The organism is Rhizobium fabae, assembly GCF_003985135.1.
Classification (GTDB): domain Bacteria; phylum Pseudomonadota; class Alphaproteobacteria; order Rhizobiales; family Rhizobiaceae; genus Rhizobium; species Rhizobium pisi.
The window spans coordinates 433,452-445,874 of sequence record NZ_ML133648.1 but is presented as its reverse complement, the minus strand read 5'-3'; the positions used below and the strand labels follow the sequence as shown (position 1 = coordinate 445,874).

Sequence of the window (12,423 nt, the reverse complement as noted above, 5' to 3'; positions counted from 1 at the left end):
GCGGCGTATCGTTCATTGGGAGGGAAAAATGCGCGTACGCACAACTATCATACTGGCGGGAAGCCTTGCCGTATCCGCCTGTCAGTCCGGGACGACGTCACAGGCCGTCTCGGACCGGAATTCCGAATTCGGCTGTATTGCCGGCACCGTCGGCGGCGCGATCGTCGGCGGCCTGATCGGCAGCACCATTGGCGCCGGCACCGGCCAGGTCCTCGCCATCGGCGGTGGCATAGCCGGCGGCGGTTTCGTGGGCAATCGCCTGGCTTGCAAATAATTCAGGAGGATAGAGCAATGAAAACCTTGCCTTTGGTGATGGCAATCATACTGTACCAATATGCCGGCGCGCTCGCCCAGCAGCCCGGTTCCCAGCAACCTGCCTCGATGTATCAGGGGCAGATGGACAGGCTCGACGTCAATTCCAGCAGAACGGTCGATCGTTCCGAATATGAAGCCTTCATGGGTACGGCTTTTGTCAGTCTCGACAAGAACAAGGATGGGAATCTGAAAGCCGATGAGACGGTGCAGATCCTGACCGTCGAGCAATTCACCCTGACGGACGCCAACCACGACGGCCGCATCACCAAGAGCGAGTTCATGCAACGGGTGATGGCGGATTTCGCAACGGCGGACCGGGATCGAAACGGCAATCTTCAATAGAAGGAAAACCCGGGGACGTCTTGAACTGACCCCGAAGATTGATGTCCAATTTTCTGGGGCCAGTTCAATTTGGCTGGGTTTTTATTCTCGATCTGTCCGCGCTATACTCTTCGCATCAGGCGCATGACGATCGAAACGACGAAGAGCACCAGGAAAATGAAGAACAGAACCTGGGCAATGGAAGCTGAAGCCCCTGCGATGCCGCCAAATCCGAGGACGCCGGCAATCAAGGCCACAACGAGAAATACCAGAGCGTAGTATAGCATCGCGATCTCCTTTTACGTTGCTGCGGTAATAACGGAGACCGCCCGCTTTGGTTCCCTCACGGCCGGAGCTGTCGCAGCGGCTTTGTTCAGCCGAAATGAAAGACGCCGCTGTACATCCGGTCGCCTTCATTCGGCTCGGGAGGCTCGGCTGCATCGAGATAGGCCTTGAGCGGACCAGTCAGCACGAACCAGACGCTCGCCCCCAGCATGAAGGAGGCTCCGACCGGATCGTCGATGCGGGCGACGAAGGGAAGGCAAGCGGCTGCAAACAGCACGATGATCCGCACGGACCACTCCGCATCGCGTTTGGTGACCGCGCGCGCTCTCAGCGATTTGTATTCCCGGGCGCCGTAGACATTTTTCCCCGCCCTCACCACCGAAAGCAGTTTGCGTGCGGAAGGCAGTGCCAGCATGATCAGGGCGATGACGCTGAGCGCGAAAGGCTTGCCGGCCATGACCTGTCCGCTGGCAATCAGGAGAAGGGAGAGCACGGCAAGATTCCACGTCGGCTCCAGCAGCTCCGGCGGCTGGCGCGTGCGGATGTGCCAGCTCCGCAGCAAGCCTGCCGCGCCGTTCAATAACGGCTGATCGATGTAACGATTGATCCAGTCCATGCAGATGCCCGCCCCGATTGTCTGAGGAGGGTCCCGATCACCACGGAATTGGGTCATCATCGTGGCAAGCGGCCGCAATATCGACCGAAGCCGGCCCTTTGCCGATACGAATCAGCTGCGGTTAGCCCAACTCCTGCGCAACTTCCCAGACATGGCCCGAGGGATCGGCAAAGGCCGCCGTGCGGCGCCCCCATGGGCGATCGACCGGGCCGTTGAGCAGCTTTACCCCAAGCTTGCGCAGTTCGGCGCAGACCGCATCGACGTCATCGACCTTGATCGTCAGCAGAACGCGCACGCCGGAAGCGGGCGCTGCCACCGCCGATGGCTCGACCAGTTGAGGCGCTTGCGTGGCCTCCAGCAGATTGACCATCACCCCCGCGATTCAGGACGGAGCTGACTGCATCCTGATAGACGGCCTCGCAGGCAAAGACCTTTTGATAGAATGACTTCGCATCGTCGATATTATCGACGAACAACGTGATGACCTCGATCCCGTTCAGCTGCATGGGCAATTCTCCTCCGTTGCTCCAACCGTTCGACCGATATCGCGATCGGTCTCTGCTGGTCGGTTCGACCCTGACGGTTTCGACATGCCGCTTCAAAAAAACAGCCGTCAGCTCCGCAGGCCAGGCGCCTCGTGGCCGGTTCGCGCTACATACTCGGTGTAGCCGCCGCCATACTGGTGGATGCCCTCGGGCGTCAGCTCCAGCACGCGGTTGGAGAGTGCGGCCAGGAAATGTCGGTCGTGCGAGACGAAGAGCATGGTGCCCTCAAATTGCGACAGCGCCTTGATGAGCATCTCCTTGGTGTCGAGGTCGAGATGGTTTGTCGGCTCGTCGAGCACCAGCAGGTTCGGCGGATCGAACAGCATCATTGCCATGACCAGCCGGGCCTTCTCGCCGCCGGACAGCACTCGGCACCTTTTCTCGACATCGTCGCCGGAAAAGCCGAAACATCCGGCCAGTGCGCGCAGAGGCCCCTGCCCCGCCTGGGGAAAGCGGTCTTCCAGCGATTGGAAGATGGTGCGCTCGCCGTCGAGAATATCCATGGCGTGCTGGGCGAAGTAACCCATCTTGACGCTGGCCCCGAGAGCGACATTGCCCTGGTCGGGCGCGGTAGTGCCTGTCACGAGCTTCAGCAGCGTCGACTTGCCGGCGCCGTTGATTCCCATGATGCACCAGCGCTCCCTGCGCCGCACCATGAAATCGAGCCCCTCATAGATGCTTCGGCTGCCGTATTTCTTGTGGACGTTCTTCAGACTGACCACATCCTCGCCCGAGCGCGGGGCCGGCTGAAACTCGAAAGCGACCGACTGACGGCGTTTGGGCGGCTCCACCCGATCAATCTTCTCCAGCTTCTTTACGCGGCTCTGCACCTGCGAGGCATGCGAGGCGCGCGCCTTGAAACGCTCGATGAACTTGATTTCCTTGGCGAGCATTGCCTGTTGGCGCTCGAACTGGGCCTGTTGCTGCTTTTCGTTCTGCGCCCGCTGCTGCTCGTAAAACTCGTAGTCACCGGAATAGGTCGTGAGCGCGCCGCCGTCGATCTCGAGGATCTTGTTGACGATGCGGTTCATGAACTCGCGATCGTGCGACGTCATCAGCAGCGCGCCCTCATAACCCTTCAGGAACTCTTCGAGCCAGATCAGGCTTTCGAGATCCAAATGGTTGCTCGGTTCGTCGAGCAGCATGACGTCGGGGCGCATGAGCAGGATGCGGGCGAGAGCCACGCGCATCTTCCAGCCGCCCGACAGCGCACCGACATCGCCGTCCATCATCTCCTGGCTGAAGCTCAAACCGGCGAGCACTTCGCGGGCGCGGCCATCGAGCGCATAGCCGTCCAGCTCTTCGTAACGCGCCTGCACCTCGCCGTAGCGCTCGATGATCTCCTCCATGTCGCCGGCCCTTTCGGGGTCGGCCATGGCGGCCTCGAGTTCCCGCAGCTCGGCGGCGACGATGCTGACGGGGCCGGCGCCGTTCATCACCTCGGCAACGGCGCTGTGGCCAGCCATCTCGCCGACATCCTGGTTGAAGTAGCCGATGGTGACGCCCTTCTCGCAGGAGACTTGGCCTTCGTCGGGCTGCTCTTCGCCGTTGATCATCCGGAAGATCGTCGTCTTGCCGGCGCCGTTCGGACCGACGAGACCGATCTTCTCGCCTCTGTTGAGCGCTGCCGAGGCCTCGATGAAGAGGATGCGATGGCTGAGCTGTTTGCTGATATTTTCGATACGAATCATGATGCGTGCGCGGGCCTGGGAAGAAATTTTGGCGCCCTTATGCCATGCGAGGCAGCGGCAGGATAGCCCGTTTTCCGTCCCGAAAAGCGTGCGCGGTTTTCGGGACGCGATAAGACCGTGCTTCTTGATTTCGATCCGGATTGGATAATATCGTGGCTTACGCCAAAGGGAATCCCTGCCAATGAGCGTTCGTCCGCCGCAGTCCTTCAGATCATCCCAGCAGGATAAAAACGGTTTCAATGTCCTCGAATACGAGCTGATGTCGGAACGCGCCGATTCACTTGGCCGTCACGGGCTGAAGGTCGAAGCGGCCCTCGCCGCCCTGAAATCCTGGTCTGCCGACCGACAGAGCGCCGAAGAGCGTGAGAGGCTTCTCAATGATGCCTCCGACGCCGTCTGGGCGTTCTTCATCCAGCGGGAGATCTGCGGCTTGCGCAACAACCGTGACGCCATCCAGCGCTACGGCATTCCGAACGAAGTGATTGCGAGATTGGGCGCGGTACGAAAGTAACGGCTGACGCGCATCTTTCACCTACCGATAGAAATCGCGGTGCCGGCAGCTATGCTTGGTGCCGAACCAATGCGAAAGGGAATTGCGATGCCAAGTTCAATCCGGATCGGAAATCAGGATCTCACCAGCGACGTCTCTTCCCTCGGCGCCGAGATGCAGACGCTCGACACCAGCGACGGACGCTCCTGGCTTTGGACGGGCGACGCCGCTTTCTGGACCGGGCGCTCGCCGATCCTGTTTCCGATCGTCGGCAAGGCCCCCGACGACAAGATCGCGATCGACGGCACTGTCTATCCGATGGCCCAGCATGGTTTTGCCCGCCGGAGCGAATTTACACTCGCGGCTTCCACCGCGACGATGTGCCGATACGAGCTGACCGCCTCCGAGGCCACCCGGGCGGTCTATCCGTTCGATTTCCTGCTCGCCGTGGAGCATGCGGTGGAAGGCCGCGCGCTGACCGTCAGCGCTGAGGTGACCAACCGCGATCAAAAGACGATGCCCTTCGGGCTCGGCTTTCACTCGGCCTTCGCCTGGCCGCTGCCCGGTGCTTCCGGACGCGCCCACAGCATCACGCTCGACAATCAGGGCGAGCCCGAGCTCGTGCGGCTGGCGGGCGGCCTTATCAACCCCGCAGCGCTGCCTTCGCCGTTTCATGCTGGCCGGCTGGTGCTGGATCACGTGATGTTCGAGCAGGACGCGATGATCTTCCCCAAGGGTGCCGGCGGAGGGCTGCGCTATGGCGCCGAAGGCGGGCCGAGCCTGCGGTTCCGCTTCGAAAACCTGCCCAACCTTGCTCTCTGGACCAAGCCGGGGGCGCCCTTCCTCTGCGTCGAGCCGTGGCATGGGACCGCTGCACAAGCCGGGGCTTCGAGCGAGCTGTCGGAGCGGCCCTCGACCACGCTGCTCGCGCCGGGTGCGGTGGCGCGCTTCGCCTTCACTGTCGAGATCGGGCAATAGGCTTTCACGGGTGAAGCCCTCCTTCGCATGACGTGCAAAGGGGGGCTTTTCTTCAGAGGGTTCTTCCTGCGGCGTCTGCCGGCCTTCAATGGGCGCCCGCACCGCCGCCGGCCTGCGGCTTTTTGGTGAGAAGCAGGGCAATCGCCGCCAATGCAAGCACCACGCCGATGACGGCGAAAGTGTCGCTGAAGCCCAGGATCAATGCCTGACGCTTGACGATCTGACCCATCGCGACGATTGCCTTTTGCGATGCGACAGCCGGATCGGTGACCCCGTGCTGGATGAAGTAGCCGGTAAGCTTGGCCAGGCGATCGCGAACTTCGTCACGGGTCAGCGTGATCGACTGGCCGATGATATTCGAGTGGAACTGCTCTCGCTTCGTCAGGATGGTGCCGAGCGACGCCGTACCGACCGCGCCGCCGAGATTGCGCAGCATATTGGTGAGGCCCGAGGCGGCGGCGGCATCGGCAGGAGCAATGCCGGCCGTGGTAATAGCTGTGATCGGCGTCAGCACCAGGGCCTGACCAATGGCACGCACGATGTTCGGGATCCAGAACTGGTCGCCGGCATTGTCAGCCGAAAGCGTGATGTTCATGAAGCAGCTGATCGCGAAGATCGAGATGCCGAGGAAGCCGATATAGCGGGCATCGAAACGCTTCATCAGAACCGGCACGAGCGGGATGAGCAAAAGCTGTGGCAAGCCGGTCCAGGCAAGCACGTTGCCGATCTGCTCGGCATTATAGCGCTGCACCTGGCCGAGATATTGCGGCAGGATATAGACCGTGCCGAAGAGGGCGACGCCGACCAGGACGTTGACCAGCACGCCGATGCCGAAATTGCGCTGTGTCAACAGGCGCAGCTTGACCAGCGGCTTCTTGACCGTCAATTCGATCCAGATGAAGGCGGCCAGAAAGACGAAGGCGACGATGCTGAGCTTGATGATGAAAGGCGAGGAGAACCAGTCGTCCTTGTTGCCTTCTTCCAGCACGGTCTGCAGTGCCGAGAGGCCGATCGCCATGGTGATGATGCCGGCCCAGTCGCCTTCCCTCAGAAGCTGAAGCTGCATCGGCTGCTTTTCCAGCGTCAGGGCGAGAGCCGCCGCCATGATGAGGCTCGGGATCGTGTTGATGAAGAAGATCGTCTGCCAGCCGTAATTCTCGGTCAGGTAGCCGCCGATCGTCGGGCCGATCGCCGGAGCGAAGGTGACCGACAGCGCAAAGATGGCAAGACCAAGCGGCTGCTGGTTCTTCGGCAGCTTGGTCAGCACCATGGTGAAGGCCATGGGAATCAGCACACCGCCGGCAAAGCCCTGCAGGCCGCGCAGCAGGATCATCGTGCCGAGATCATGCGCGAAGGCACAGGCCATCGAAAAGAGCGGGAACAGGATGGAATTGACGAGGATATAACGGCGGAACGAGAAAACGTTGCTGAAATAAGCCGTCAGCGGAATGACGACGATCTCGCCGATCAGATAGGACGTCGAAATCCAAGCGCCGTTGTCGACACCCGTTCCGATGCCGCCCTCGATATCGAGGAGGGAGGCGTTGGTGATCTGGATGTTGAGGATCGCCATGAAGGCGCCGATCATGCCGGCGAGAACGGCGATCCAGTCTCTGGTGCTGGCCCCTACCCTTGGCTGCGGAACGGCGATGGCTGTTGCTGCGATTGTGGACATGACACGAACTCCTCATCCCCCGCCTAACTGCGGTCGTTCTTGGTGTCGATGCTCGGCTGGACGGACATGCCGGGGCGCAGATCGCCATTTGCGGCGGCGTCGCCGTCAAGCACGATCCTGACCGGAATGCGCTGGACGACCTTGGTGAAGTTGCCGGTGGCGTTATCGGGCGGCAGCAGCGCGAATTCCTGGCCGCTGGCGGGCGCAAGGCTGTCGACATGGCCGCGATAGACGCGGCCTGGGAACATATCGACTTCGATATCGACAGGCTGGCCAGCATGCACGTCGGTCAGCTGCGTCTCCTTGTAGTTGGCGACGATATAGGCAGCCGCCGTCGGCACGACAGCCATCAGCTGGGTGCCGGCCTGGACATATTGACCGACACGCAGCGTGCGGTTGCCGACCGTACCGTCGACGGGCGCAACGATCGTCGCATAGGAAAGGTTGAGCTCGGCCTGACGGGCAACGGCCTGATCACGGGCAAGTGTCGCCTTGGCCTGAGCAAGCTCGGCCTTCAAAAGATCGACCTGCTTGGTTGCGGCGTCGAGGGCAGCCGTGTCGCGCACGATTGTTGCCTGGGCGGCAGCGATGGCGGAAGCGGCCTGCTGTGCCGTCTGAACCGGCGCATAACCGTTGGTGGCAAGGTTGGTGTAACGCTTGTTGTTTTGCTCGGCGAAGGTCTCATTGGCCTTATCGACATCGAGCGTCGCGCGGGCGGCAGCGATGGTGGACTGCTGGATATCGAGCGAAGCCTGCTTGGCATTGATGATGGCTTCGGCCGCGGCGACATCCGCCTTTGCCTGATCGAGCGCGGCGCGGAAATCGCGGTCGTCAATGCGGGCAAGGGGTTGACCCGCCTTGACCGTCTCGTTGTCCATCACAAGGACCTCGGCAAGATAACCCGAGACCTTCGGCGCGACCGTCGTGCTGTCGGCCTTTACGTAGGCATCGTCGGTCGAGATGTGGAAGCGGCCGACCGTCCAGTAATCGTGGCCGTAATAGGCGCCGGCGGCGATCAGCACGACGGCCGTAGCGCCGAGCAGCAATCCGCGACCGCGGCGCTTGCGAGCCGGAGGCTCCGAAACAACGGCAGGCTCGACAACGCGCGGTGCGTTGCCGGCCTCAAGGGTTGAGGGCGCGGCTTCCGCCGTCGTTTCCGTGGCAGGTGCGTTGTTATTCAGGGCTTGCAGCGTCTTAATCGACATCGTCTCTCTCCAGGTAGTGGAGGTCGCTGTCGCTATCGGCCGCGGCCTTCGAACAAAGTGAAATGCAAATTGGAAACTTGCTGTTTTCCAAAATATGTACTAGAAAATAGAAGTCAACAAGAATTTGGAAAATTGTCATGGTCCAAAATCACGAAATCGAGAAGAGGTCGCGAGGCCGACCCCAGGTCCGCTGCGACGACGATACGAAAAGCGTGATCATCGAGGCGGCCAACCGGCAATTCCACGACAACGGCTATGCCGCAGCAAGCATCGCTGCAATCGCCCAGGAAGCGGGTGTTTCGACCAAGACGCTCTACCGCCTGTTCCCGACAAAGGCCGATCTCTTTGCCGAGATGATCACGGAGCGGACGGGACGCTTCCTCACGGCGCTCGACCCCGGCACACTCGCCGCGGCGGATCTCAGGCAGGGGCTGGAGCGCATGCTGATGGCCTATGGCATGCTGACGCTCTCGCTGGATACGATCACCGTCACCCGCCTCGTCATCAGTGAGTCCGACCGGTTTCCGGAGATCGCCAATAGCTTCTATGAAAAGGCGATCGTCAGAACCAACAGGCTGATGGAGGATTGGCTTCGCAAGCAGATCGACCGTGGGCTGATTGCGCTCGACGATCCGCATGCGGCCTGCGGCATGCTGCGCGGCATGATGATCATGGAGCCCCAGCGCGCGGCGATGCTGCGCCAGGAAGCGCCGCCGAAGATCGATGCGATCGCGGCGCGGGCAAAAATGTGCGCCGATCTTTTCTTGAAAGGTTGTGCGCTCTGATGCAGCGCCCGGGCTCCAGAGCACGATGATCTGCTTACGGGCGACCCGCCAGCTGGGGCACGGGAGGAAGCTGCTCCGCAGCAGCCAGATCGTGCCGGACACAATCTCGCGGTCGGATAGCCGCAAGCCGTACCGTATCCGACACCTGCCGCCAATGCCGGCTTCCTTTTGCTGCGCTCGGACGGCCTGTGCGGGACGCGACTCCTATCCGCGCCTGCGCAACGATCGCTTTCAAAAGCGCACAGATATTACGTGATGCTACAGGCGCCACTAAGACCCACCTGCTAGTATTCCGGCTCCGAAAGCCTCCTCCTGAGCGATTGCTGGATGTGTGAATGGCAAAGCGTAGCGTGGCTCTTTTTCTTCTTCTGACGAGTTGCGGACATCCGAGCGGCGTGATGACGCCGGTTTCAATTTCATCGTCGACGCCGCCGACATCAAGGGTCGACATGCTGGTTGCGACCACCCGCGAGCCTTCGGGAAACCCGGCCACACTCTTCAACGGCGAGCGCAGTTCAAAGCCACATCTGACCCAGATCTCTGTTTCAATCCCGGCGAAGCGCGAAGCCGGCACGGTTCAGTGGCCTAAACGCGTTCCCCCCGATCCTGCCACCGACTTTGCCGTAACGAACGTTCAGCAGATCGACACCATCGCGCAAGGCCGCGTCTGGTTCCGGCAGCACGTGAACGGCGGGCACGCACTCGTCTTCATTCATGGCTTCAACAACACCTATGAGGATTCTGTCTTCCGGCTGGCGCAGATCGTGCACGACAGCAAGATGCAGGCGACGCCCCTCCTGTTCACCTGGCCGTCGCGAGCGGAAATCGTCGCCTACGAGTACGACAAGGAAAGTACGAACTATTCGCGCACGGCGCTGGAGCAGGCGCTTCGCACGTTGGCGGCCGATCCCAACGTCAAGGACATCACCGTCATGGCCCACTCGATGGGAACCTGGCTTGCCATGGAATCCCTACGGCAGATGGGAATACGCGACGGCCACGTCAATTCGAAAATCCACAATGTTATCCTGGCCTCTCCCGACATCGACATTCAGGTCTTCGCCAAACAATTTGTGGAGATGGGCGAGCCGCGTCCGAAATTCACGATCTTTGTCTCCCAGGATGACAAGGCTCTCGCATTCTCCAGCTTCCTCACCGGGCGCGTATCCCGTCTCGGCGCGATCAATCCTGCTGAAGAGCCCTACACCTCGAAATTGGAAAAGGCCGGCATCACCGCCATCGACCTGACGAAGGTGAAGACCAACGACAAGCTCAATCACGGCAAATTTGCGGAAAGTCCCGAGATTGTCCAACTCATCGGCCAGCGCCTTATGACCGGCCAGACCCTTACCGATTCCAAGGCCACACTGGGTCAGGGCATTACGGCTGTCATCGGCGGAACGGCGGCAAATATCGGCACCGTAGCTGCCACCGCCGTCGCGGCGCCGGTTGCGATCATCGAGCAGCCCGTCACGCGGACGAGACCGCCACGATCCGCCAACGAGATGCTCGACGGCGACCTGAAACAACAGCCGCTGACGCAGTGAGGAGTTTCAGGTTGAAATGGCTTTTTTCCTTCACCGCCGTTTTTCTCTTCGCGCTGAGTGCTTTGGCGCAAACGCCGCCGGTGAGCCCTCAGCAGAAGATCGACGAACTCGTGCGCCTGCTGCAGGATCCCGAGGTGAAGGCCTGGCTTGACAGCCGCAAGCAGGAGAGCGGGTCCGTGCCATCCGTTTCACCGGCCGGCAATTCGGCCTTGGCCAGGTGGGAGGCCGGCGCGCGGGAGCGTGTGAACGCGATTCTGGCGGCGATCCCGGCGATCCCCACTGAGGTGTCGGCGGCGGCAACAAGAGCAAGGCGCGAGGCCGCCGGCAGAGGCTATGCGCCCGCATTCGTCATATTCGGCGGCCTGGTCGCCTTTGGTCTTGCCGCCGAGGCGGTGTATCGCAGGTTTGCCGCGCGTCGCGAGACATTGTTCGGTCGGCTTGTCCCAATCGGCATATTCGCCGGCGCGATGGGCATCGTCTTTTTCGCGGTCGAATGGCCGCCGCTCGCGCGGGTGACGCTCCTTGCCTATCTCTCGGCGTTCATTCTGTTTCGATTGGCGGCGGCACTCCTGTCCGCGGCGGCGATGCGCTCGTCGCTGCGGATCAGGCTCTTGATCCTGTTCGGGCTCATCAGTTTTGCGATGGCGACAGCAGCCGTCGGCGAGCCGCTTGGCGTTTCCCCTGAAGTCAGCGACGCCATCAGCTACTGCTTCTCCGTGATTGGACTGCTTCTTGCCATCGAGGCCGTGTGGTCGATCTGGGAAGGGAGCCGCGCCCGGAAAGCGGCGATAACGGCCTTCCTCGTCGTCCTGTGGTTCGTCTGGTGCCTCAATATGAAGGGCCTGTTCTGGATCGGCATCTACGCGCTGGTATTGCCGGCGGTCCTGAATGCCGTCGGCCGCATGGCACTATCCCTCGCCAGCGATCCGGGCAGCCTGCGCGGTATCCTGGTCGCCCGCGGCGCGCGCGCCGCGGTTATCGCGCTCGCCGTGGGATGGCTGGCGCTCGTCTGGCATCTCAATCCGGATACGTTGGGTCAACGCGACCCGATGATCGCCGCTCTGTTTTACGGCGGCCTGAAGAGCGTCCTGATTCTCGTGGTCGCCGACCTTCTTTGGCAAGTGGCGCGGAACTGGATCGACCGAACTCTGCGCGTATCGACCAGCACGACATCACTTGCACCGGCCGACGCCGCCCGACGCGCGCGGTTTCGGACGCTTCTCCCTATCCTTCGCAATGCATTGGCCGTCGCTGTCGCGGTCATGGCGGGGTTGATCGTGCTCGCGCAAATGGGTGTGCAGATCGGACCGCTGATTGCGGGAGCGGGCATCTTCGGAGTCGCCATCGGTTTCGGCTCGCAGACTTTGGTCAAGGACGTCATCAACGGTGTCTTCTACATGCTCGACGACGCCTTCCGAGTGGGTGAATACATCCAGGCCAAGGACTATAAGGGGACGGTGGAGAGCTTCAGCCTCCGTTCGGTGCGTCTGCGCCATCATCGCGGCCCGGTGTTCACGGTGCCGTTCAGCGAGTTGGGTGCCGTCGAGAACATGAGCCGGGACTGGGTGATCGACAAGTTCAGGATCACCGTCGGGTTCGATACCGACATAGAAAAGGCGCGCAAGCTGACCAAGAAGGTCGGAGCCGATCTGATGGAAGATCCGGAACTCGGCCAGCACTTCATCGAGCCGCTGAAAATGAAGGGCGTCGAGCAGTTCGGCGACTACGGCATCGTGTTGAGCTTCGCCATGACCACGGTTCCGGGCATGCAGACCTATATCCGTCGTAAGGCCTATGCCAAAATTCGGGAGGTGTTCCTGGCAAACGGCATCGCATTCGCGCAGCCAACGGTGCAAGTCGGAGGCGACGACAAGGGCGGCGGCGGCGCGGCGGCCGCTCAAGCGATCCTTGCGCAGCAGGCGGCAAACGCGGCGACGCCGGCGAAGTGATCTGGCCGGCGAAGGCAGATT

12 protein-coding genes and 1 pseudogene are annotated in these 12,423 nt (G+C 61.5%); 7 read left to right on the top strand and 6 right to left on the bottom strand.

What is annotated here, in order from left to right; all coding sequences use genetic code 11:
- The first annotated feature begins 28 nt into the window (after window positions 1–28).
- Window positions 29–274, top strand: coding sequence for a glycine zipper 2TM domain-containing protein (locus EFB14_RS10715; protein WP_126825144.1), 246 nt, complete (start codon window positions 29–31; stop codon window positions 272–274).
- Window positions 275–291: 17 nt separating this feature from the next.
- Window positions 292–657, top strand: coding sequence for an EF-hand domain-containing protein (locus EFB14_RS10710; RefSeq protein ID WP_126825141.1), 366 nt, complete (start codon window positions 292–294; stop codon window positions 655–657).
- 101 nt (window positions 658–758) lie between these two features.
- Here EFB14_RS10710 and EFB14_RS10705 read toward each other — a convergent pair whose 3' ends face one another.
- The 4 genes and pseudogenes from EFB14_RS10705 to EFB14_RS10690 form a co-directional block, all read right to left on the bottom strand.
- On the bottom strand, window positions 759–923 hold the full coding sequence (locus EFB14_RS10705; protein WP_085739096.1) for a DUF1328 domain-containing protein: 165 nt from the start codon (window positions 921–923) through the stop codon (window positions 759–761).
- Between the two features lie 86 nt (window positions 924–1,009).
- Window positions 1,010–1,597, bottom strand: a complete 588-nt coding sequence (locus EFB14_RS10700) for a hypothetical protein (protein WP_126825138.1) — start codon at window positions 1,595–1,597, stop codon at window positions 1,010–1,012.
- Between the two features lie 61 nt (window positions 1,598–1,658).
- Window positions 1,659–2,043 (bottom strand): annotated as a pseudogene (locus tag EFB14_RS10695) (VOC family protein).
- 107 nt (window positions 2,044–2,150) lie between these two features.
- Window positions 2,151–3,773, bottom strand: coding sequence for an ABC-F family ATP-binding cassette domain-containing protein (locus EFB14_RS10690; RefSeq protein ID WP_126825135.1), 1,623 nt, complete (start codon window positions 3,771–3,773; stop codon window positions 2,151–2,153).
- A gap of 181 nt (window positions 3,774–3,954) precedes the next feature.
- Between EFB14_RS10690 and EFB14_RS10685 the strand changes: the two genes are divergently transcribed.
- Together EFB14_RS10685 and EFB14_RS10680 are read left to right on the top strand one after the other, a co-directional pair.
- The gene (locus tag EFB14_RS10685; protein WP_125842895.1) at window positions 3,955–4,284 is read left to right on the top strand and encodes a DUF6665 family protein; all 330 of its coding nucleotides are present in this window, start codon (window positions 3,955–3,957) and stop codon (window positions 4,282–4,284) included.
- An 87-nt stretch (window positions 4,285–4,371) separates the two neighbouring features.
- Window positions 4,372–5,241, top strand: a complete 870-nt coding sequence (locus EFB14_RS10680) for an aldose 1-epimerase family protein (protein ID WP_183604827.1) — start codon at window positions 4,372–4,374, stop codon at window positions 5,239–5,241.
- 85 nt (window positions 5,242–5,326) lie between these two features.
- On the opposite strand, the gene EFB14_RS10675 is transcribed toward EFB14_RS10680, so the two are convergent.
- On the bottom strand, window positions 5,327–6,916 hold the full coding sequence (locus EFB14_RS10675; protein WP_126825129.1) for a DHA2 family efflux MFS transporter permease subunit: 1,590 nt from the start codon (window positions 6,914–6,916) through the stop codon (window positions 5,327–5,329).
- A gap of 23 nt (window positions 6,917–6,939) precedes the next feature.
- A complete protein-coding gene (locus tag EFB14_RS10670; RefSeq protein ID WP_126825126.1) occupies window positions 6,940–8,121 on the bottom strand; it encodes an HlyD family secretion protein in 1,182 nt (393 codons plus the stop codon).
- Between the two features lie 137 nt (window positions 8,122–8,258).
- Here EFB14_RS10670 and EFB14_RS10665 point away from each other — a divergent pair, with 137 nt between their 5' ends.
- The 3 genes from EFB14_RS10665 to EFB14_RS10655 all read left to right on the top strand — a co-directional run bounded on the left by EFB14_RS10665 (window position 8,259) and on the right by EFB14_RS10655 (window position 12,402).
- Complete coding sequence (locus EFB14_RS10665; RefSeq protein WP_125842903.1) at window positions 8,259–8,906, top strand: TetR/AcrR family transcriptional regulator; 648 nt, start codon at window positions 8,259–8,261, stop codon at window positions 8,904–8,906.
- 335 nt (window positions 8,907–9,241) lie between these two features.
- On the top strand, window positions 9,242–10,453 hold the full coding sequence (locus tag EFB14_RS10660) for an alpha/beta hydrolase (protein ID WP_126825123.1): 1,212 nt from the start codon (window positions 9,242–9,244) through the stop codon (window positions 10,451–10,453).
- Window positions 10,454–10,464: 11 nt separating this feature from the next.
- On the top strand, window positions 10,465–12,402 hold the full coding sequence (locus EFB14_RS10655) for a mechanosensitive ion channel family protein (protein ID WP_126825120.1): 1,938 nt from the start codon (window positions 10,465–10,467) through the stop codon (window positions 12,400–12,402).
- Window positions 12,403–12,423: the final 21 nt, after the last annotated feature.

What these genes read in the sequence shown, in the direction of transcription:
- EFB14_RS10715 (WP_126825144.1), top strand. Translation starts at nt 29, where the DNA reads ATGCGCGTACGCACAACTATCATACTGGCGGGAAGCCTTGCCGTATCC.
- EFB14_RS10710 (WP_126825141.1), top strand. Translation starts at nt 292, where the DNA reads ATGAAAACCTTGCCTTTGGTGATGGCAATCATACTGTACCAATATGCC.
- EFB14_RS10705 (WP_085739096.1), bottom strand. Translation starts at nt 923, where the DNA reads ATGCTATACTACGCTCTGGTATTTCTCGTTGTGGCCTTGATTGCCGGC.
- EFB14_RS10700 (WP_126825138.1), bottom strand. Translation starts at nt 1,597, where the DNA reads ATGATGACCCAATTCCGTGGTGATCGGGACCCTCCTCAGACAATCGGG.
- EFB14_RS10690 (WP_126825135.1), bottom strand. Translation starts at nt 3,773, where the DNA reads ATGATTCGTATCGAAAATATCAGCAAACAGCTCAGCCATCGCATCCTC.
- EFB14_RS10685 (WP_125842895.1), top strand. Translation starts at nt 3,955, where the DNA reads ATGAGCGTTCGTCCGCCGCAGTCCTTCAGATCATCCCAGCAGGATAAA.
- EFB14_RS10680 (WP_183604827.1), top strand. Translation starts at nt 4,372, where the DNA reads ATGCCAAGTTCAATCCGGATCGGAAATCAGGATCTCACCAGCGACGTC.
- EFB14_RS10675 (WP_126825129.1), bottom strand. Translation starts at nt 6,916, where the DNA reads ATGTCCACAATCGCAGCAACAGCCATCGCCGTTCCGCAGCCAAGGGTA.
- EFB14_RS10670 (WP_126825126.1), bottom strand. Translation starts at nt 8,121, where the DNA reads ATGTCGATTAAGACGCTGCAAGCCCTGAATAACAACGCACCTGCCACG.
- EFB14_RS10665 (WP_125842903.1), top strand. Translation starts at nt 8,259, where the DNA reads ATGGTCCAAAATCACGAAATCGAGAAGAGGTCGCGAGGCCGACCCCAG.
- EFB14_RS10660 (WP_126825123.1), top strand. Translation starts at nt 9,242, where the DNA reads ATGGCAAAGCGTAGCGTGGCTCTTTTTCTTCTTCTGACGAGTTGCGGA.